This window comes from Muricaecibacterium torontonense, from assembly GCF_004793925.1.
Taxonomy (GTDB): Bacteria; Actinomycetota; Coriobacteriia; order Coriobacteriales; family Atopobiaceae; genus Leptogranulimonas; species Leptogranulimonas caecicola.
Genome location: NZ_SRYE01000002.1, coordinates 1 through 21,920 on the forward strand (window position 1 = coordinate 1; position 21,920 = coordinate 21,920).

Annotated in this window: 17 protein-coding genes and 1 other RNA gene; all 18 read left to right on the forward strand. The window is 57.3% G+C overall.

From position 1 onward, the window contains the following. Window positions 1-530: 530 nt before the first annotated feature. The 18 genes from E5334_RS03025 to E5334_RS03110 all read left to right on the forward strand — a co-directional run bounded on the left by E5334_RS03025 (window position 531) and on the right by E5334_RS03110 (window position 21,910). Window positions 531-3,698: an AfsR/SARP family transcriptional regulator gene (locus E5334_RS03025; protein ID WP_136012157.1), complete on the forward strand. Its 3,168-nt coding sequence runs from the start codon at window positions 531-533 to the stop codon at window positions 3,696-3,698. A 162-nt stretch (window positions 3,699-3,860) separates the two neighbouring features. After that, window positions 3,861-6,602 (forward strand): preprotein translocase subunit SecA, encoded by a 2,742-nt coding sequence (gene secA, locus E5334_RS03030; RefSeq protein ID WP_136012158.1) that lies wholly within the window; start codon window positions 3,861-3,863, stop codon window positions 6,600-6,602. Next, window positions 6,603-7,709, forward strand: a complete 1,107-nt coding sequence (gene prfB / locus E5334_RS03035) for a peptide chain release factor 2 (RefSeq protein ID WP_136012159.1) — start codon at window positions 6,603-6,605, stop codon at window positions 7,707-7,709. Further along, a complete protein-coding gene (locus tag E5334_RS03040) occupies window positions 7,706-8,650 on the forward strand; it encodes a YitT family protein (RefSeq protein WP_275438898.1) in 945 nt (314 codons plus the stop codon). Before prfB ends, E5334_RS03040 begins: the two co-directional genes overlap by 4 nt. Window positions 8,651-8,900: 250 nt before the next feature. Next, window positions 8,901-9,197 (forward strand): PTS sugar transporter subunit IIB, encoded by a 297-nt coding sequence (locus E5334_RS03045; RefSeq protein WP_136012160.1) that lies wholly within the window; start codon window positions 8,901-8,903, stop codon window positions 9,195-9,197. 74 nt (window positions 9,198-9,271) lie between these two features. Next, on the forward strand, window positions 9,272-10,282 hold the full coding sequence (gene ftsE, locus E5334_RS03050; RefSeq protein WP_265591890.1) for a cell division ATP-binding protein FtsE: 1,011 nt from the start codon (window positions 9,272-9,274) through the stop codon (window positions 10,280-10,282). After that, complete coding sequence (ftsX, locus tag E5334_RS03055; protein WP_136012161.1) at window positions 10,269-11,195, forward strand: permease-like cell division protein FtsX; 927 nt, start codon at window positions 10,269-10,271, stop codon at window positions 11,193-11,195. The genes ftsE and ftsX overlap by 14 nt, the downstream gene beginning before the upstream one ends. A 195-nt stretch (window positions 11,196-11,390) precedes the next feature. Continuing rightward, window positions 11,391-13,427, forward strand: a complete 2,037-nt coding sequence (locus tag E5334_RS03060) for a ribonuclease R family protein (protein WP_136012162.1) — start codon at window positions 11,391-11,393, stop codon at window positions 13,425-13,427. Continuing rightward, window positions 13,424-14,305 (forward strand): tetratricopeptide repeat protein, encoded by an 882-nt coding sequence (locus E5334_RS03065; RefSeq protein ID WP_265591892.1) that lies wholly within the window; start codon window positions 13,424-13,426, stop codon window positions 14,303-14,305. Before E5334_RS03060 ends, E5334_RS03065 begins: the two co-directional genes overlap by 4 nt. 2 nt (window positions 14,306-14,307) lie before the next feature. Beyond that, on the forward strand, window positions 14,308-14,790 hold the full coding sequence (smpB, locus tag E5334_RS03070; RefSeq protein ID WP_136012163.1) for an SsrA-binding protein SmpB: 483 nt from the start codon (window positions 14,308-14,310) through the stop codon (window positions 14,788-14,790). 79 nt (window positions 14,791-14,869) lie between these two features. Continuing rightward, complete coding sequence (locus E5334_RS03075) at window positions 14,870-15,379, forward strand: flavin reductase family protein (RefSeq protein WP_265591894.1); 510 nt, start codon at window positions 14,870-14,872, stop codon at window positions 15,377-15,379. A 131-nt stretch (window positions 15,380-15,510) separates the two neighbouring features. Continuing rightward, complete coding sequence (locus E5334_RS03080) at window positions 15,511-15,666, forward strand: rubredoxin-like domain-containing protein (RefSeq protein ID WP_136012164.1); 156 nt, start codon at window positions 15,511-15,513, stop codon at window positions 15,664-15,666. 118 nt (window positions 15,667-15,784) lie between these two features. After that, window positions 15,785-16,154, forward strand: a transfer-messenger RNA (tmRNA) gene (ssrA, locus tag E5334_RS03085). A 1,059-nt stretch (window positions 16,155-17,213) separates the two neighbouring features. Then, on the forward strand, window positions 17,214-17,492 hold the full coding sequence (locus tag E5334_RS03090; protein ID WP_009270622.1) for an excisionase: 279 nt from the start codon (window positions 17,214-17,216) through the stop codon (window positions 17,490-17,492). A 12-nt stretch (window positions 17,493-17,504) separates the two neighbouring features. After that, a complete protein-coding gene (locus E5334_RS03095) occupies window positions 17,505-19,316 on the forward strand; it encodes a DNA primase family protein (protein ID WP_136012165.1) in 1,812 nt (603 codons plus the stop codon). 13 nt (window positions 19,317-19,329) lie between these two features. After that, window positions 19,330-19,671, forward strand: coding sequence for a hypothetical protein (locus E5334_RS03100; protein WP_136012166.1), 342 nt, complete (start codon window positions 19,330-19,332; stop codon window positions 19,669-19,671). A gap of 281 nt (window positions 19,672-19,952) precedes the next feature. Continuing rightward, a complete protein-coding gene (locus tag E5334_RS03105) occupies window positions 19,953-20,396 on the forward strand; it encodes a plasmid mobilization protein (RefSeq protein WP_136012167.1) in 444 nt (147 codons plus the stop codon). Further along, entirely contained in the window at window positions 20,396-21,910 is a 1,515-nt protein-coding gene (locus tag E5334_RS03110) for a relaxase family protein (protein WP_136012168.1), read from the forward strand. Before E5334_RS03105 ends, E5334_RS03110 begins: the two co-directional genes overlap by 1 nt. Window positions 21,911-21,920 lie beyond the last annotated feature (10 nt).

Below are 21,920 nucleotides of genomic sequence, written 5' to 3' on the forward strand. Positions count from 1 at the left end.
GGACGTCGCCGACCCGCCCTAGGCGTCACTTCAAAGCCCCGTTGCCACTCCAGTGACAACGGGGCTTTTTGCGTTTGGGGGAAAGGATATCAGTAGCCTAGTGTGAACGGTAATGAATAAACAACAAATAAAATAACTATGGATAGTCCTGCGTAGGAGACATTAAGAAACTGTATCTCAGAAGAAATTACTTCTATAAGTGAATAGAAATACAAAAATAGTTATAAACAGAAGATAATATACGCATATATAGTAAAATACCGTTGGCCGATGACAATAATTTGGCAAATATTAAATGTAATCTAGTGTCCTACATGATACTGTCCTTAAAAAGTGGTAATAGCAGCATCTATTCATGAGACACCAGTTAGAACCTTATAAATAAAAATACAAACGAAAACTATCCCTCTTGAGATGCGTAGATCAATGTGCCTTACCAGCACCTTTATTGAGTAAGAATACTTAGTGCTCTCATATACACAACGAAACCAAGAGGGCCACAACAAAACCAAGGGAGATAGGAACACGCCATGGCTACGCATCGTATCACAGCTGGGTCTACTCTAGGTGGAATGGTTGAACAGGTGTCTTTCTTTCTTCCTCCAGGAACCGTGATGGAGCAGGAGCCTGCCGCCCCTCGTATTCATCGTCAAAAACTTCTTGAGGCATTTGTCATCCAACTCAAGAAAGATCGACTTCTAATTTATTGTGCGGGCAAAGGCTATGGTGCCACCTCAATTGCCCATGAAGTTGCACGTGCGATAAGCAATTCGGTGAAACCGCCTTTATTCATTCGCTGTGACAATATGCCAAGCTATGTGGTTAGAGAGGCATTAGCATCATTGGTGGAACTAAAAGACAGCCAGGATAGCTATCCTTTCGAAGTCCTATGTGTTGAAGGAATAACGCGGCTTGACACAGAAGATGCGCAGGCAATCAGCGCCTACCTACAGAGACTTACTTCGAAGACTCACGTCATTATGCGTATGGATATAGCAAGTCTGGCGGCTTTGGAAACAGTGGGACAGTATTCTTGCATCCAGGCTTATGATCTGCTTGCCAGTATTGAGGAGGTGCAGCAGTGGTTCCACGACTCCTCCATTCGATTGACCCTCAAAAGCATGGAATCCTTGACCGGTAACATTGCTTCTTTATTAGAAGGACTCGCCAGCGACGGGGTATGGTTCAACAGGGGTACTGATTCAAGTGCGTATGAGTCCGTGCGTTCTATGTTGCTCTATAACGCAGTGTCAGATGGACTTATAAAAGAAGATCGAAAATTACGTGCCGCTATGGTTCTTCTGGGTGAAGGTACCTTTGAAGAGCTGCGTTTACTCGGTGTGCGCGTAGACGATGAGCTAATTCGATGCGCCTATCAAGAGGTTCCAATTTTAGGGGTGGACTCATCATTCACAGCTTTTCGGATAGTGGGCGGCCCCTACATTCCTCCTGCGCTGGCTCAAAGAATCGGAGAAGAGTTCCCAAAGCTTGTGAAAGAAGCTTTACAACAACTTACGAAAAACCAGCGGCTCAAACAGGTAGTTTCGATAGCTCATCCTTGCCGTCAGTGGCTAGACCTCAAGCTGCTTGCTGAGACCATGCCACTAGAATTATGGAATGCCACAGGATCAGATATTCTGCGTGAAGTGCTCTATGAGGCAGATAAGCAAGAAGAAGAGCTGTCAGCGGGTTTGACACAGGCAAGAGCTATCTTTCAGCTATGCTCGGGGGTAATAGATGCGCGATCTCCAAAGTTGCGAGAAGTCATCAGGTTGTCTGATGGTTCTGTAGGCGGTGCGCTTGCAAGCCTAGAGCGCTCTCTCTCACTTTATCGGCAATGGCCAGAACCAGATACAAGTGCTCTTATAGAAGATGAAAATAAAGATCGCAGCGCACAAAGTGGCAGGATCTGCAGGTCTCGTTCCAAAGCCAAAAAAGCTTCAACAGTGCAAGCATTAGAGGACCAATTGGAGCAACATTGCTTGTTTAGGGAGCAGTTGCTTCTTGGAGAGTGGAGGAGCGCTGCAGAAGCTCGTTTTTGGGCAATGAGTTCTCAAGCTAGTGAGACGGTAGGGGGATCCCTGTTGGTGGTAGATGCCTATTGCGCCTGTGGATTGCTGGGAGAGGGCGTCACCCTGGATCTTAAGACTGAGCTCGCTAGAGCTCTTAAGACACTGCGAACTCACCCTCGGGAGAGGCTGGGGCTCCATGAGAATGCTCTCTGTTGGATTGTCGAGGTTGCTCAAGGAAAGCAGCGTGATTGTAGCCTCATACAAGAGAGTTGGGCCATGGCCGATGAAAGCCACGATGAGGTGATGCTCAATCTACTGAGCCTCGGAGCAGGGCTTGTACATTTGCAGGAAGGGGCTTTTGCTCAGGCTGAGGCGATGCTCAAGCCCTTGCTTTCGGCCAGCCTCCCCCAATGGATGGGGCAGGCGCGCGATCTTGGTCTGGCGCTGGTGGCGTTGAGCAACCATGAGGCTTTGAGTTACCTCTCCTGTGTGGAGGGCGATAGCCCCACCACCCCTATGGGTGCCCTTACCAAGGTGGTGGCTACGCTCTTCTATAAGACGCGCGAACCTTTGGAAAGACGTCTGGAGCATAAGCAGCGCCTGGGCCAGTGCAGACCTGACGCGCTCTCGGTGCTGTTTGTCGACCTATTGTTGAGCTTCGACTTCCAAGGCGCAGCTTTAAAAGATTTGCTGCCAAAGAGCTGGCGTAAAGCGGCTGAGGACCGTAGAAAACTGCGCAAAGCCCTTGTAGTGGCCTCTATTCAGGAAAAGTCAACGGAGGCAGTCGCGTCTTCTGGCACTACAGTTTCTATCCATGTGTTGGGAGGCCTTCAGATTCGTGTGGATGGAAAACTGGTGCCCAAAAAACAGTGGCGGCGTACATCTGCAAGTTCTTTGTTGGAGTGCTTGGCTCTCCTAGAGAGCCATATGGCTTACCGCTATGAGCTCTTCGCGTGGTTGTGGCCTGACAAAACTGTAGAGAAGGCTAGACAGGCTCTCTACTCGGCAGTCTCTGCAGCCCGCAAGGCGCTAGGCGCAATAGGTGCCGACAAAAGCCTGCTTGTCCACCAAAATGGTCTGGTGAGCCTGGATACACAGCAAGTGAGCTATGACATCGATCGGTTACGTCGGCACATCGACAGCGCGTTAGGGGCGAGGAGCGCCAGTGTATGTGCGACTGAGGCGTTAAGGGCTTCTCGGCTTTATAGTGGTGGGCTATTTGTGCCGCCTATCGGCGCAGCCTCGGATTTCTTCGCTCATGAACATGACGCTCTGGAACAGCGTTACCTCGATGCGCTGGTACGAGGGGCACATAGAGCGAGGGAGATCCAGCATCCCAGAGATTCGCTGCAGCTCTCTCGAGCGGCTTTTGCCCTCGCGCCTTGTAGGGAAGATGCGTGTACTGAGCTGGTGCGGGCTCTTATGGATATGCGTCGGTTTAGTGAGGCAGAAGAGGTATGCCGGGAATTTAGGGTGGAGATGAGAAGGCGGTACAGGCAGAGTCCTGGTGCCACAATGAATGCACTTACCAATGAGCTGGTGCGCCTGCGTTCGATGGAGGCTGGTGAGGGTTGGGCACAGCCTGCAGGGCGTAAATGGGAGTTGGATTATCTGGAAGAAGAGGCGCTGGAGAAGGCGAATGAAGCATCGCTGGCAGCGCGAGATAAAGAGGGGACGATAGATTGATGAGAGACGATGGGTAAGCTGGGGTCTAGGGAGGCTGAAACTACCTGTTTAATACTCATAAGCCCACAATACTGTATGAGGCATGAAAGTAGATCAGGTATAGTAGAACGACTGCCAAATGCATTGATGGATGGCAATTCGTTTCGAAAGGGATAGATACCCATGCCCGGACTGTTTTCAAAGATTCTTTCGATGGGTTCTGATAAAGAGCTCAAAGAATTCCAAAAAGTGGCGGATCGCGTCAACGCACTGGCTCCTACCTATGCAGCCATGAGCGATGCAGAGATTGCCGCCATGACTCCCAAGTTCAAGGAGCGCCATGCCAATGGCGAGTCTTTGGACGATCTTTTGCCTGATGCCTTCGCGGCAGTGCGAGAGATGTCTGAGCGCACCATTGGCATGCGTCACTTCGACGTGCAGGTCATTGGCGCCATCGCGCTTCATCGTGGCATGATCGCAGAGATGAAAACCGGCGAAGGCAAGACGTTGGTCTCCACTCTGGCTGGCTACCTTAACGCTCTGGATGGGCAGGGCGTTCATATCGTGACCGTCAACGACTACCTGGCCAAGCGCGACTCCGAATGGATGGGTCGCCTCTATCGTGCCATGGGCATGAATGTGGGCTTGCTGCAAAACGGCATGCCGCTGGCTGCCAAACACCCGGCCTACGATGCAGATGTTACCTATGGCACCAACTCTGAGTTTGGCTTTGATTACCTGCGCGACAATATGGTGACCCAAGCTTCTCGCCGTGTGCAGCGCGGCCATCACTACGCCATCGTGGACGAGGTCGACTCCATCCTTATCGACGAGGCTCGTACCCCTCTTATCATCTCTGGCGCGGGGAGCAAGTCCGCCTCCCTCTATCGCGACTTCGCACGTGCAGTGCGTGGTTTGACTCCCGATGAGGACTTCGAGATGGACGAGGCCAAGCACACCATTATGGCCACTGACGAGGGCTTGAAGAAGATCGAGAACCGCTTGGGTATTGAGATCTATGGAGATCTGGCAGGCCAGATGGTCAATCACCTCCAGCAAGCGCTCAAGGCCGAGTACATGTTCCATCGCGATCAGCAGTACGTGGTCACCAACGGCGAGGTAAAGATCGTCGACGAGTTCACCGGCCGCATTATGGAAGGCCGCCGCTACTCCGATGGCCTTCACCAGGCCATCGAGGCAAAAGAGAACGTCAAGGTGCTCGAAGAGAACCAGACGTTAGCCACCATCACACTGCAAAACTACTTCCGCCTCTACGACAAGCTCTCTGGCATGACCGGTACGGCCATGACAGAGGACGGCGAGTTCCGCGAGATCTACCACCTGCCGGTTCAGGAGATCCCCTCCAACCGCCCCGTGATTCGCGAGGATCACGATGACCAGGTCTATCGCACCATCGAGCATAAGTTCAATGCCGTGGCCGACGACATTCAGCGTCGCCATGAGAAGGGACAGCCGGTGTTGGTAGGCACTGTCACCATCGAGAACTCCGAGCGCCTCTCTAACCTTCTGGACAAGCGTGGCATCGAGCACGAGGTGCTCAACGCGAAGTTCCATGAACGCGAGGCTCAAATCGTCGCTCAGGCAGGTCGTGAGGGTGCAGTCACCATTGCTACCAACATGGCTGGTCGTGGTACCGACATCTTGCTGGGTGGCAACCCCGAGGTGTTGGCTGAGGATATCTTGGTGGACAAGGGCATTGAGCTCGATGTGGCCACCGATACCGAGCGCGACGAAGCTCTGGCTGAGGCTAAGAACATCTGCGCCGCCGAGCGTGAGCACGTGGTGGATGCTGGCGGTCTTTGCGTCATTGGCACTGAGCGTCATGAGTCCCGCCGTATCGACAACCAGCTCCGCGGCCGTTCTGGCCGTCAGGGCGATCCGGGTGAGACCCAGTTCTATCTGTCGCTGGAAGACGACCTAATGCGTCTGTTCGGTGGGGATCGCATGGATCGCATTGGCACCATGATGCAGCGCTACGACATGCCTGATGACATGCCGTTGCAAGCCAAGATGGTCACCAAGGCCGTCGAAGGCGCCCAGCGCAAGATCGAAGAGATCAACTTTGGCATGCGTAAGAACGTTCTTGACTACGACGACGTCATGAACGAGCAGCGTAAGGTGGTCTACGCCGAGCGCAACCGCATCTTGGATGGCGAAGACCTGGTAGGCCACCTCCAAGAGGTGCTCGATCAGGTGGTGGACAATGCCATCGGTGAGTTCTGCTCCAGCTCCACCTCGGGGGAGTGGGATCTCGAAGGCCTCTCTAAGTGGCTCGAAGAGCTCACGGGCAAAAAAGACCTTCCCGTCTTCGATAGCGAGATGGACCGCGAGCAGGTTACCAAGGTCGTCCATGACTATATCGAGGGCCTCTACGAGCAGCGTGCAGAGAGCCTGGGCGAAGAGGCTATGGCCGATCTCTCTCAGCAAATCATGCTTCGCGTGATCGATCAGCGCTGGATGACCTATCTCCAGGAGATGGATTATCTTAAAACGGGTATTGGCCTACGTGGGTTTGGTCAGCGCGACCCGCTGGTGGAGTACAAACAGGAGGCTTTTCGTGCCTTCCAGCAGTTTGTCGCGGTAATGTACGAGGATTTTCTACGCACCCTGTTGCGTATCGAGATCTCTCGTCGTCCGGCTCCCCAGCCAGAGCCCGACCCTCTGGCTCACGCCACCTTCTCCGGCCCTGCCGAGGTGGATGGCGACCAGGGCAACCAACAGCGTCGTGGACGCATCGCCGCTACCAGCAACATTGCACGCAACGGCGAGGGTTCCAAGCCGCCGGTGCGCAAGCCTTACGTGAAGGCGGAGTCCGGCGACCCCTACGCCGGTGTTGGACGCAATGACCTGTGTCCCTGTGGCTCAGGCAAGAAGTTCAAGAATTGTCACGGAAAGAGGGGCTAAGTGTCCGAGGAGCCTACGGATCTTGTAGCTCTTAACGCACGACTCATCGAGGTGGAGGGATATCTCCATCTCGATGGGAAGCGTGCGCGAGCAGCAGAACTAGAAACTCAGAGCGCCGCTTCGGGCTTTTGGGACGATGCTGATGCTGCGCGGCGCACCATGGAAGAGCTTTCTGGGCTCAAAGAAGACATTTCGGCCATAGAGGCAGCTCGTGTGCTCTTGGATGATGCAGTGGCGGCGAGCGAGCTGGCGCAAGAGACAGATGACGAGGAGCTACGCCAAGAAGCTGAGGCTATGGCCTCGCAGCTAGAAAGCAACCTGTCTGAGCTCGAGCTCACCAGCTGGTTCACCGACGAGTTGGACCATGGTGATGCCATTGTGACCATTACACCAGGTCAGGGCGGCCTCGAGGCCCAAGACTGGGTTGACATGCTGTTTCGCATGTACCTGCGCTACTGTGAGCGGCGTGGATGGAAGGTCCACATCAACGATGCCCCTGCAGGAGATGTCATAGGTCTTGATCGTGCCACCTTCACAGTAGAGGGCAAGAATGCCTACGGTATGCTCCGGGCAGAGCAAGGCGTCCATCGTCTGGTGCGCATCTCTCCTACAGATGCCAAAAAGCGCCGCCAAACTACCTTTGCCGGAGTGGAAGTGCTTCCAGTGTTACCGGACGACATCGAGGTAGAAATCGACCCCGGCGACCTGCGCGTCGACGTCTATCACGCTTCAGGCCCCGGCGGCCAGGGGGTCAATACCACCGACTCTGCAGTGCGCATCACTCACTTGCCCACTGGACTTGTGGTGACCTGCCAAAACGAGCGCAGCCAGCTTCAAAACAAGGCTGCTGCCATGCAAATTCTCAAGGCTCGCCTCTACGAGCAGGAGAAGGCCCGTCGAGAAGCAGAGCTCGATGAGCTTCGCGGCCCCAAGCACGACATCTCCTTTGGAAATCAAATTAGAAATTATGTGCTTTACCCCTTCCAGTTGGTGAAGGATACCCGCACAGGTCAAGAGACCGGCAACGTCTCGGCAGTGCTTGATGACGGCGACCTGGACCCCTTCATCGTGGCCTACCACCGCTGGGCTTTGGGGCATACCTCATGAGCCGCAAGAAACAGCCGGTAGAAGCCGGTGGGCGCCCGCCCCGGCCTCCGCATAAATCCCGGGCTATGGGACCTGCCGAGAAACGCAAAGTCCTCACAGACGCGCTGCTCATCGTCGTCGGATCTGCGCTCTATGCCTTTGGAGTGGACGCGTTCGCAGTGCCTGAAGGCCTGGCGGCGGGCGGGGTCACAGGCCTTGCCACCATCATCTACGCCTTGGGCGAGCAGGCGGGCTTTGTCATCCCTGTAGGCACCCAAACTCTGGTCATGAACGCCCTGCTCATGGTTTTGGTGGTTAAATCTGGCGGTCTTCGCTATCTGGTCAAGACCATTGCCGGCATCGTTGCCAGCTCGCTCTTTATCGACCTGTTTGCCCCCGTCGTGCCTCCTATGGGCAACGGCGACCTGCTCCTCTGCGCCCTTTGGGGAGGTGTCACCTGCGGAGCTGGCCTAGGTCTGGTCTTTCGCACCGGCGGCAATACCGGCGGCACAGATATCGTGGCTCAGTTCATGAACCGCCGCCTGGGAATGCCTCTGGGGACTGCCAGCGTGCTGGTGGATGCTGCTATCGTAGTGGCTTCGATTCCGGTATTCTCCCTGCAAAACGCCCTTTACGCCATGGTGATGATGTATCTCATGGGCCGTGTGCTCGACTTGGTGGTAGACGGTCCCGCCAGCGAAAAGGCAGCCTGGATCATCTCAGAGTGCCACGAAGCCATCGCCTCAGAAATCCTCTATGGGCTGGGTCGCGGCTGCACGGAGATTCAGGCGCGCGGCGTGTGGTCAGGAGCGTCTCATCCCATGCTCTTCGTGATCCTCTCGAACAATGAGGTGGTAACCCTTAAGTCCATTGTCATGGCAGAGGATCCTGAGGCACTGGTGGTAATCTCAGATATTCACGAAGCCTTTGGCGAAGGCTTCCGCTCCATCGACCGCACCTAGGCGTCCCTTCGCCCCTGTAGGGCCGCTACGCTCGGGATGGCCTTATGGTTTTAGAGCGTCGCTGCTACTTGAGGCTGTCTGCCACAAAAGCGCTGTCGTCTGCCGAGAAGGCGTTTCTCGGTAAGGTGCTTTGTAAAAGCCGTGGGTATGGCTCTAGGCAGCTATGTTTGTCCGAAACCCCGTGGTAATGTAGGCAGTTGCCCTCTTATAGGGTTGCACGAGTAACAGTGCGGTTTCGAAGGAGTTGGATATGTACAAGGCGCTCGTAGTGTGTAAGGCGGGCATGGGCTCTTCGATGATGCTCAAGATCAAGGCCGACCAAGTCATCAAGGAGAACGGCTTTCCCATCATCACGCAGCACGGGTCCTTGGACGACATCGACAGCTTTGGCGGCGATCTCATTTTGACCCAGGCTGACTTTGCCGATAAGATCGAGCACCCAAAAGCCTACGTGGCCTCCGTTGACAGCATCCTCAACAAGGACGAGATCAAGAAGGCGCTGGAGGGCTTTTTAGCCACCAAAGACTGGAAGCCTTCGGAACAGTAGCACGGTTGCTTCTCGCCAGCTCGGGCCCTGTGCCATCGAGCTTCACCACCACCGTACGACAAAAGGAGCATTTCGTGGCCAACCACTTTAGGCGTGACGGGGGGCAAGACGCACCTACGCCGGCAGCCTCCCCAAACCCAGCGGCGACCTCTCAGGAGCAGGATCTCTCCGCCGCTCCTCAAAGTCCCGCACCTCACACCGGTTTCACCAATCCCTCCGGCCAGCCGCTCTCGGACACCAATCTTGAGCCTGTCGTGGTAGAGACGGCGCGCACCTCGGTGCAAGAGGGCGCTTTTGACCCTACCGCCCAGCCGGGCTTTACCAGCGTGTTCGCGCCTTTGCGCCCTGCCGAGGACGAGCCGCGCGTCAACCGCACCGGCGACCCCACCATCTCCATGCGCAACGTCACCAAGATCTATCCGGCTCAGCCCAACAAGCCGGCGCTGGAAGACGTCTCGGTAGACATCTATCCTGGTGAGTTCGTCTTTTTGGTGGGCCACTCCGGCTCTGGCAAGTCCACCTTCATCAAGCTGCTCACTCGCGAGCTGCGGGCCACCTCGGGTCAGGTCATTGTGGCCGGCCAGGACCTCACCACCATGCGCAACTGGAAGGTTCCCTACCTGCGCCGCCAGATTGGCTGCGTATTCCAGGACTTCAAGCTTCTGCCCGATAAGACCACCTACGAAAACGTGGCCTTCACGCTGGAGTGCATCGGCAAGCCTCGCTCGGTGATCAAGGCCCAGGTGCCTGAGGTGCTGCGTTTGGTGGGCCTCCAGGAAAAGATGGACATGTTCCCCGACCAGCTCTCCGGCGGCGAGCAGCAGCGCGTGTCTGTGGCCCGCGCCATGGTCAACCGCCCTCCGCTGCTCATCTGCGACGAGCCCACGGGCAACCTCGACCCGGCCATCTCCCTGGGCATCATGAAGCTTTTGGAGCGCATCAACCGCACCGGTACCACCATCCTCATGGCCACCCACGACCGCGAGATGGTGGACTCCATGCGCAAGCGCGTCATCGCCCTAGAGGGCGGCCATGTGGTTCGCGACCAAGAGAGGGGAGGCTACGGCTACTATGGTGCCATCTAACTTTGGGTACTCGCTGCGCGAGGCCGGCCATCACTTTAGGAGGAACCTCTCCACGGCGCTGGGTGCCGTGGTCACCATCTTCCTGTCACTCTTCATCATCGGCGTCTTCATCTTGGGCTCTACCCTCATCAACAACATGGTGGGGTCGGTGGAGGACAAAGTCACCATCCAAGCCTTCCTCTCTGACGAGGCCTCTCAGGATGCAGTAGACGCTCTGCAAAACTCCATCAAGGGCTGGGACAACGTAGAGTCGGTGACCTACAAGTCCAAAGACGAGGCTTTGGAGGAGTATCGCACCACCATGTCCAACAAGAACGCAGCTGCAGCTGTGGATGCGCTGGACGGCCAAAACCCGGTGCCTGCCTCTCTGGTCATCAAGCTCACCGATCCCCAGCAGGTAGCTACCACCGCTCAAAAGCTGGTAAGCGATAGCGACTTCACCGCCATCTGCGACGACCCAGACAATCCCTCTGCCTCCGTCCAGTACGGCCAGGAGACCGTGGAGCGGCTCTTTTCGGTAGCCAACTACATTCGTGTCATCGCGGTGGTCCTGGTCATCATGCTTACCTTTGTGGCCTTCGTCTTCATCAACAACACCATTCGCTTGGCCATCTCGGCCCGTCGCCGCGAGATCGCCATCATGCGTCTGGTGGGTGCGTCCAACGGCTTCATCCGTGGGCCCTTCCTCATGGAAGGCGCACTTGAAGCCCTCTTTGGCGCCATCCTGGCCATCGGCGCGCTGCAGGCCATCATCACGTTCTTGCTTCCCCGCCTGGAGAGCAGCCTGCAGTTCCTGGTGATCACCATCGATCCTCAGGTCACCTGGGTTACCTATGGCGCGCTGCTCTTGGTAGGCCTCATCATCGGCCTCTTTGGCTCTGCCATCGCCATGGGCCGCTACCTCAAGGTCTAGCAGCTTCCTAGGCTTTGGATGTGTTTGGCAGCTCGGCCTGCCGAGAAGCCCTGACACCTCCGCCCTGCGACTCCCCCAAGGGTCGCGGGGCGTTTTTGTGGCACGGAGGGTCCTTTAATTGGGGGGCTGGAGGTGCCCTGCCAGAGGTTAGGGTACACACCCAAAGATTGCGAATTACTGCAGTAAGGAGACGTTATGGCTAAGGGACGCAGCAGTGCTTCAAGAAGGCGTCCGCCTCATACTCGCCGCAAACACCATGGGGCACTCACGGGGACGCTCAAGGTAGTGCGCCCGGGCGCGGGCGAGGTGATCACCGCTGAAGGCACGTTTCCTTTGGCTTCTGGAGGCCTTCGTGAGGGCATGAATGGCGATACCGTGGGAGTGACGGTGTCTGCAGGTCGAGACGGCCACAAGCTGGCCCGAGTGCAAACGGTCATCGAGCGTGCCACCTCGAGCTTTTTGGGCATCTATCAGCCCCTGGATCCTCTGGGGGTGGTGACGCCGCTGGACGAGCGCATACGCCGGGACTTTTTTGTGCTGCCAGACGACCTTTCGGCTGAGAGGCTGGGAGTCGCTGGCAACGATGTGGTGGTGGCACGCATTTTGGAGTACCCCAAGCGTGGAGAAGCCGGCGTGGTGACGCTGGAGGAGCGCGTGGGGGCACCAGAAGAGATCGATGTGGCCATAGAATCGGTCATCGCTCGCCATAGCCTGCCGGTGGCTTTTCCTGCTCGCGCCCAAGAGGAGGCCTCGTGTGTGGTGGCAGATACGCAAGGGGCGTTGGCAGAGCCAGGCACCAGAGATTTGCGCGACCAGTTGCTGGTGACCGTTGACCCGGCTACGGCACGCGACTTTGACGACGCGGTTTTTGCCCGCAAAACCCCGAAGGGCTATGAGCTCACGGTGGCCATCGCCGACGTCACCCGCTATGTGGGATGGGGATCATCCATGGATGTGGAGGCCCGCAAGCGCACCTGCTCTGTCTATCTGGCCGATCGCGTGCTGCCCATGCTGCCAGAAGAGCTCTCTTGCGACGTCTGCTCTCTCAGGCCCGGCGAAGATCGCTGTGCCATGGCAGTGGTCATGGAGCTGGATCGCCAGGGAGCGCTCTTGGGCGCCCAGCCTGCCAAGGCAGTCATTTGCTCGGCCGCACGCTTTAGCTATGACCAGGTGGATGCCTTTTTAGACCAGGGAGCGAGTCCCCAAGATCTTGCTGGGGTGGTGCGTCCAGACTCCCAGGAACAGGTGGCTCAGTCCCTAGTGACCCTGGATGAGCTGGCTGCCAAGCGCCGCGCCCTGCGCCATCAGCGTGGTTCTATCGACTTTGCCTCTTCGGAGTCCAAGGTGGAGCTGGACGAGGCCGGCACTCCCATTGGCGTGACCGTGCGCACTGCCACCCGAGCCACCAGCCTCATCGAGGAGGCCATGCTCTGCGCCAACGAAGCGGTGGCAGCCATCCTGAGCGCAGCCCGCGTGCCTGCCGCCTTTCGCGTCCACGAGCCACCCTCGCCAGACGATCTGGCCAAGGTGGTGCCCATCTTGGCAGAGTTCGATCTGGTTGATTCCCTCCAAGCCCAGGCCGTGGCTGCCGGCAACCCCTTCGCCATTGAGGGGGTGCTCGAGCGCGCGGCAGGGACTCCCTATGAGCTTTTGGTGTCCACCCTGCTGCTCCGGGCGCAAAAGAAGGCCATCTACCTGCCGAGAAACGACGGCCACTACGCCCTGGGCGCCACTGCCTACTGCCACTTCACCAGCCCCATCAGGCGCTATCCAGATGTAGTGGTGCATAGGGCCCTCAAGGCATGGATGAGCCACCAGACACAGTCGCGCGAGATGCGCCAGCAAGACAAGCTGCTGCCCCAGCTCTGCCGCGACTGCTCCGAGGGTGAACGCACGGCTGCTGCGGCAGAGTACGAGAGCCAGCGGATCAAGATGGCCGAGCTCTACAGCGAGCGCATCGGCGCCATCGAGACCGGTATAGTCAGCGGCTGCGAGCGCTATGGGCTCTTTGTGCGCCTGAGCGCCACCGGCGCCGAGGGTTTGTTGCCGGTGAGGGCCTTGGGCGACCAGTGGTTTACCTATGATGAGAAACACCTACAACTGGTGGGCGAGGACGACGGCCGCCTGTGGCGGCTGGGTCAGCCGGTCGCAGTGCAGGTAAGCGGGGTGGATGTCGAGCGAGGACGCATCGACTTCGCCCTAGCGCCCCAACCCAAGGAGAACCATCGATGAATATAGATCTATCCCAAATGACGGCAGATCTCGTAGCCCAGGAGGCCCTGTTGGCCGCCGGAGACTATGAGCCGGCAGTCCAGGCGCTCACCGCCATGGCGGCTGACGCCGAGGAATACGTGGACCGCAACTGCCCTACCACCGAGCAGGTGCAGTACTTCAGCTTCCCCAGTCTCTTTGACAGGCTTGCCTACCGCCGAGTGGAGCACGACCCTCGCACCTTGAAGCCGGTGGGCGAGCCCTTGGATCGTCTCTATGGAGACCTGGCTTTTGGCCTGGTGGCCACTGGGGACTACCAGGGGGCCATGGGCGCTCTCAAGCATGCGGTGCGCTGGAACCCCATGGGCTGCGGCTACCGCTTGGACTTGGCTGAGCTCTATCGCATCGCCGGAGATGTTCAGGAGTATTTGGCGTTGACCTTCTCGGTCTTTGCCAGGGCTTCTGAGGTCGAGCACCTGCTTCGCGCCTATGTCAACTTTGCCCGCTGGTTTGGCGATACCGGTCGTCCAGACGCCGAGGCAGCCTGCCTGGCATGTGCCCTGCGCTTCGAGACTCCCTATGAGCCGTTGGACGAGCTGGTAGCTGCGGTGGCAGGGACTCCCGCCGATCCAGCTGCCATGGAGTTTGCCGCTGCCAGCCAGCTGGTGGAAGCCGAGGGGCTGCCCGACGGCGCCAACGCAGACATCGTGGTGTGCCTGCTCATGTGCGCGACCGATGCGGCGGCCCAGGGCGATCGGGCCCTCGCCACCCGCTATACCCTCAAAGCCCGCAACCTGGTGGGCGAGGACGCCTGCGCCCTGTTGCTGGATCTTATCCGCAGCTCAGAGACGGCTCCTGACGCCCCTCAACAGGCACCCCAAGACGCCTCTGGAGAGTGAAGATGGCCAAATCAGACAAACCCCAGCGTGTGCCGATCTCTAAGAATCGAGCAGCGCGCCACGAGTATTCCATCGAAGAGACCTTGGAAGCAGGCATTGAGCTCAGGGGAACCGAGGTCAAGAGCCTGCGAGAGCGCTCGGCGCAGATCACGGACGCCTTCGTGCTCATCCGCCGCGGGGAGGCGTGGCTTCACGGTATGCATATTCAGCCTTACAGCCATGGCAACCTTTGGAACGTAGACGCCGACAGACCCCGCCGCCTGCTGCTTCATCGCCGTCAGATCGACTATCTGGAGGGCAAGCTCAAAGCCAAAGGTACGGCATTGGTGCCCTTGGAGCTCTATTTCGACGAGCATAACCGGGTGAAGGTTCTTATCGGCTTGGGAAAGGGAAAGAAGCTTTACGACAAGCGCGCCGATATGGCAAAACGCGATTCGGACCGCGAGATCGCCCGCGCCTTGAAAGAGCGTAATCGCAGGGCATGACACCATTGGGGCCCGTTTGGGCGCCCAATGTGGGCGGCAGGCTCAAAAGGAGCCTGCGCGAAAGAGAAAGGGTGTGTCAATGATCGATCCCACCACTATGTTCGACTTCACCTACGGCCTCTATGTGGTGTCTGCCACGGGAAAGGAGGGCTCCTCGGGCTGCGTCATCAACACCGCCACCCAGGTGACCGCTACCCCCATCCAAGTGGCGGTCTCGGTGAACAAGGAGAACGTGACCTGCGAGCGCATGCTGGAGGCGGGCCATTTTGCCCTGACGGTGCTGGACAATACCGTGGACATGCCCTTTATCGGCCGCTTTGGCTTTAGGAGCTCCCGCGACATCGACAAGTACGAGGGCATCGATGTGGCCACCAGCGACCTGGGCGACGTCTATGCCACGGACCATGCGTGCGCCATGATCGCAGTGAGGGTCTCGGAGACGCTGGATATGGGCACGCACCTGCTCTTTGTGGGCGAAGTGGTGCAGACCGAGAAGCTCGGGGATGCGGCCCCTCTCACCTATACCGAGTACCACACCACCCTCAAGGGCAAGACGCCTCCCAAGGCTGCAAGCTACGTGGCCAATTAATGAGTTCGAAAAAAGGGGGATGATTTGGGCTGGTCTGGGTAAGCACTACACCAGCAAAGGCGGATAACCGCCCCTGTGACACCGCAGCGCGCCTTTGAGACGCGCCCACGCCACCACAAAGGAGTCTGACTATGGCTGATGAGAAGAAGACCTACACGTTCCGTTGCACCGTCTGTGGCTATGAAGTCACCATCGACGAGCCCGAGCTGCCTGAGGACTACGTATGCCCCGTATGCGGCGTAGGCCCCGAGCTCTTCGAGCTGGTAGAAGAGGACGTCGAGGCCTAGGGTTCGCTTCGAGCCCATCCCCAAGGGTGCGGCCGGCAGCGGCCGGGGTTTCTCGGCTTCTCTTAGATGAGTTGATGATTTATAGGGCATTGTGGTACAATGCCCTTCCTTTTACCAAGGGGGCGACTGGTTTCGACTGGATGGCCCTGAGGCAGGAAGCAAGCCGTGGTCTCCTCGCCACGTTAAACAGGGGTACCGTCAACAATTAATTGACAACAATGAGTTCTCTGGGCAGTATGCCCTCGCTGCTTAGTCTTAACTAACCAGCGCGCCAAAGGCAGGATCGCTTCTGTCCTGCCTGCGGTGTCATCTTAGGAAGCTGCACTTGCGGACGTAGTTGGTATGCCGCAGGCTAAGATCGAACCAACTGGAGCGGGGCCCGTGCGTCGTCGCACACGCCCCTCTCGAGACCTTCTCGACGACTGAGCTTGGAGATGCCTGCCAGGGGGCCATGTAGGACCGGAGTTCGATTCTCCGCGCCTCCACCAAAAGAGGAAGCGTCGAACTCTTCTTCATCAAGAATGAGTTCGCGCTTGTGTATAGATTTGGGGATGCCCTTTAGGGTGTCCCCTTTTCGTTTTTCTGACATCGTATTTTGCGTTTTAAGACGTTTTAAGCCCGAGGAGGTACTTGTTACCCTTCGGGCTTTTCTGTGCCCTAAAACGGCTTTGAGGACGTTCTGAAAAGAATGTAAGAGCACAACCTGCATCTCGCTTCGCTCGATGCGCTTTATGGACTGGGTACATGGGAAGGGTGACGTGCTCAAGGTATTGTTGTTCCATTTTGTTCCAAAAAAGTTGGAACAGACATTTCCCGCATTTTCTCGGTGTTCCAGCCCGATTTGAAAAATCTTGTTCCATTTCTCAAAACAAAATTGGAACAGACGAAACCCGCATATTCTCGGGGCATTTCTTCGATTGTTCCATTTGTTCCACTTTTTTATAAACCTTTATTTACGCGAGAAGAAAAAAGAGAAATCCGTATATATAAAAAAGTTTGTTGAAAAAAACTGGAACAATTGGAACAACGGCGTTTCGGGTCGAGAACCATCGGGAAATCAGCGTTCCATTTTGCCTGAAAAAACTGGAACAAAAGTGGAACAAAACTGGAACATTTACCTGAGAGCACCCCTCTTCCCCCTGTACTGCGATTTTTTTGCATAATGTTTCTGCTCATTTATGGCGGGAAATAGTGTTAGACATGCCCCTGACCTGCTGGTATGTGATGTTTGGTATTGCTTTCCGTCATTTTGTGTTGTATAATATATGCATAAATTCGCGACATGATTGCCGATGGATAGCGGCCGGGATATACCGACGTAAGCCTATCTGAGACCGAGCCTTAGGCTCGGGAGGAAGCCGATGAGGGTCCGCCCTCGAAACTGCATCGGTCTGACGAGCCGATACGGGATGGCAACAGCGTCTACCCGTCCAAATAGGACGGAAATCGCACGAACGTGACGAGCGGCGAATCAGATTTCAGCTTGATTGCTGGATTCTGGTTCGCCGCTTTTTTGCGTTTATAGACAGGAAAAAGGAGGTTGCTTTATGGCAAATGCAAAACAGAAGAAGGGGTTCACGAAGAAGATTCTCGGCGGGAGCGAGCTGACGATGGAGGAATACGCGGCCTACATCACGGCTCTGAAGGCGAAGCCGTTCCTGACGAGTGCCGAGGCGTCGACCCTGTTCGAAATAGGAATCGGGCGCGTGCGTTCGCTGATGAAGGCCGATGACGCGGACTTCGTGGTGATGACTGACACGATTCGCAGTCGTCGTATTCACCGCGAGACGTTCGAGAAATATCTGGTGTCTCACGGGATTCATTAAGGAGGTGAGGTTATGAGGCAAAAAGAAAACCGCCCCAGCGCTGGCGACGCTTACGGGACGGTACCTTTCAACTGTGTTAATGATAGCACAGATATGAGCGAATTTCAAGACTTAACATACAACGGACTGCTCAAGGCGGTCACGGACGATTATCTGGACGGCCTCGACGAGGACGCCGACCTGCCGTTCGAGAGCATCGAGGCGGAGCTTCTTCAGGCGACCAACAACGCAATCGAGGAATACAACCTCGGTCCCCGCGACCCGAACGCCCCTATGGGAGCGCCCGTCAAGGACGCGTACCCAAACGCGAAAGCCCCTGCTGACCGCGTACGGAAACTGAAGGCTCTGACGCCTTGGCAGGTGGCGAGCGTGATAATTCGCCTGTACCACGCGGTCGGAATCCGCCTGAACGGTCAGGAGGGCGACGGGAATTTCGATGTGGGGGTCTACCAATCCCACGGGGAACGGCGAGGGCTGTACGACACCCGCACCGAGACGGTCCGGAGGTTGATTACGGCTCTCCACCCGGGAATCAGCGATGTGGACATGCGCAACACCGAGAACAAGCTGCGCGTCCTCGTGCCGAAGGTGGAGCCTTGCAAAGACAAGGCACTCGTTCCCGTGAACAACGGAATCTTCGACTACGAGAACAAGATTCTGCTGGATTTCGACCCGAAGTACGTGTTCACCAGCAAGTCGAACGTGGATTTCGTCCCGAACGCCCGGAATCCGGTCATCCACAACGACCAAGACGGAACGGATTGGGACGTGGTCTCGTGGATGGAGGAGCTTTCCGACGACCCCGAGGTTGTCAAGGTTCTCTGGGAGGTGCTGGGGGCTTCCCTGCGTCCGAACATGCCGTGGAACAAATCCGTCTGGCTGTACTCTACTCAGGGCAACAACGGAAAGGGCACGTTCTGCGCCCTCGTCCGGAACCTGCTCGGGAAAGGCTCTTGGGCCTCGATTCCCCTGAAGGATTTCGGGCAGGATTTCATGCTTGAGGAGCTTACCCGCGTACAGGCGATTAACACGGACGAGAACGACGTCGGAACGTATATCGACAAGGCGGCCACGCTCAAGTCGGTCATCACGGGAGACCCGTTCCTGCTCAACCGCAAGTACAAGGCTCCCATGCCGTGCCTTTTCCGCGGGCTGATGATTCAATGCGTGAACGAGATTCCAAAGCTCAAGGACAAGTCGGAATCCATGTACAGGCGATTGCTCGTGATTCCGTTCGAGAAGCGATTCGAGGGCTGCGAGCGGAAATACATCAAGGACGATTATCTGGGACGAAAGGATGTCCTCGAATACGTCCTGTTCCACACCCTGTACGAGATGGATTTCGACGAGTTCAGCGTTCCCGAAGCATCCGAGAAGTCGCTGGACGTGTTCCGAGTCGACAACGACCCTCTTCGCCAGTTCGCGGACGAGGTGTTTGACCAAGCCACATGGGACCTGCTCCCTTGCAAGTTTCTATACGATTTGTACCGCTACTGGTTCCAGACGAACGTCCCTCAGGGAAAGATGCTGAGCCGGAACTCCTTCTATTCCTCGCTCGAACTGATTGCACCGGAATACGGATGGCAGTTACAGGACAAGGTCCGCTCGGCGAACCGGATGGATGTCCCCGAGATGCTGATTCTCGAATATCAGGTACAGGAGTGGATGAATCGCGACTACCGGGGAAACGACAAGATGCGTCTGGCGCAGCCCGACGTGAAGGACAGCTATCGAGGCTATGTGCGGAACAAGGTGGGGTCGATTCCGGCGTACATGGTGTCCGGAGAAACGACCGCAAGTGAAGAGATAGATTCAAATAGATAAGGAGTGATTGATTATGGCTATCAAGAGATTCGATGACATAGACAAGAAGGCGCGCGAGCTTGAGGCTCAGGCGAAGAAGTTGCGCCGCGAGAAGCAGGCTGCGAAGACCAAGGCGTACGCCGACGCCCTCGTGGCGGTCTTCCCCGAAGTGAAGGAAATGGGTTCCGCCGAAGAGGTGCTCGCGTTCGTCAAGACACTGCGCAAGGACGCCGGACATGGAAACGGCGGAAATCCTTCCGATGGTGACCCGAACGCAGTCGTGCGCGAACCTGCGGGCGACGCCGATTCTTCGGACGGCGGCCGCGGTTCTCTCGGCGTCGAGGGGTTCAGTCCCGAGCGCCGTCCCTTCGATTAAAACGCGCCAGAGGTTCGGACATGAGGAGTCGTCCCCGTGTCCGACATTCGGTCGCGTGGTTCTGTCGGACAGAACATGTTGAGTCGGAGGGGACAGATTCGGGGGTTCGAAGGGGGCGGCTTCGCCGTCCCCTCGCAAGCTGACCATGGCGGGAAAAATGCGATATTCGCATTTTGTACGTACATGGTCAATGCTTGCTCCCTTCCCCGTTTCGCAGATTGCAGCAAAGTGCGACGAGAAATGCGCATCGCATTTGGATTGCGAATAAGGAGGTGTTTTGCATGGCAAAAGAAGTTGAGAAAAGAAGCGGCAAGGCGACCCGCCAGCGCTACAAGAAGGACCGTCGCGAGGCGGTGGTTCAGGTGCGCATGAACGCCGAGGAGCTTGCCCTTCTGGATGGGAAGAGAGGCGGACGCACGCGCTCGAATTATCTGCGTGGCGCGCTGTACGGTTCCGCCAGTTCCCACACGGAGCACGAGGTCGTTGCGGACACTCCGCAGCTCGACCGGATGCTGATGGAATTGAACCGAATCGGCGTGAACATCAACCAGATTGCACGGGCCTTCAACGCCCGCGTGAAAGGGATGGGCATGCTTGAGGAAATCAAGATGGAACCGGACAAGAAGGCGTTCGAAAGCCTGAGGGAATCCATCGACGGATTGTCGGACGAGGTCAAGGAGCTTCGAGCCGATTTGCATGGCGGAATCACGGGAGGTGATGTCTGATGTCGACGACGTATGTGCAGGCATTGCCCGACGTCCGGGGGCGCATGTCGTACACCGAGTTCGGAGAGGGAAAGCGCAGACGCGACCACCTGCAAAACGGGACGGACCGCATCGCCGCCCAGATGGGCGACATGCCCTCCCGAGGTGAGTTCATCGCGTACTGCAACGGGCTTCATGCCGTCCATCCGAACATGGTCAACGAGGGTTACGAGCTTCGCGTCTCATGGGCGCTCGACGAGTTGAATCCGGGCAATCCCGACGATGTGCAGAGAGGCATGGAGCACGCCTACCTGCTCTGCCATAAACTCGCCCCCGACTCCCCGTGTTGGGTGACCATGCACGTGGACGGCGAGGGCGGATGCGTCCACGCCCACGCGACAATCGCGAACCACGATTGCCGCACTGGGCAGGTCATCAACAAGGACGACACGAGCCTGTTCGCCCCGCGCGTGCAGGCGGTGAACGACGAGCTGAGCCGCGAGTGGGGCATGTCCGTGATTGGAGCGGACAAGGACAAGTCGACATGGGCGGAGAAACGGGACTCGTTCGACTACGATTCCTTCGACCGACATCTCGGCGATGCGGTGGCAAAAGCAAGGGACGACGCCAGCGATATTGATGATTTCAAGCAGCGTCTTGCGTTCGCTGGAGTGACCCTCAATGAGACATCGAAAGTCGACAAGAAGACGGGCGAGAAGTCCGTCGGATGGTCTTACAGGATGCGGGACGAATGGGGTCCGAAGCGAAGGACCCGAAAGCGCCGTGCCTCGAACCTCGCAGACGACCTGACGAAGGAAGGCGTCGAGCGGTTCTTCAAGGAGAAGCAGGGACAGCAGGCCCGTGAGGCATTGGAGACATCTCCAGTTCCGAAGCAGGATTCCCAGACGGTCGGCATGGAGGATACGCAGCAGGATTCCCCGGCCCAGCATGATTTTGACATGTACGAACCGAGCGAGTCCGACGTAAAGGACATGGCCTCCGATTTGAAGAGCGTGTACGCCCGCCGCAGGAAGAGCGAGGGCATGCCTATCGCCGGGGAGCAGTACGAGGCGCTCGCGAATGCAGAGAACGACCCGGAAGACGCCCTCGCCCAGCTCCGCGCCGATGTGGAACGCGCCCGCAGGGAGTTCCGCGATTCCAAGGAGGCACGCGACGCCCTGAAGGGGGTCTGCCCGAGCCTCGCGATGGGATTCGGGCTGTACACGTTGGCGAGCAGGACCGGGACCGACCCCGTCTCCCGCATGATGTCGGACATGATGGCCCGGATGTTCCGCATGATGATGCTCCAGTTCATGGAGGACCAGCGCCGCAGGATGCAGGAGGACGCCGAGCGTCGTCTCTACGAATCTCGCGGCAACATGTGGGACGCCGAGAAGCGCCTGAAGGCCGCCGAGGAGGCTCTGGACAACGAGGCCGCCCGCACCGTCAAGCATCGCGGCGTCACGCCGAAGATGCAGCAGACGGCCGAGGCGACGGAGCGCGTGCGCGACGAGGACAAGTACCTCGGGGAGTAAAAAATGACGG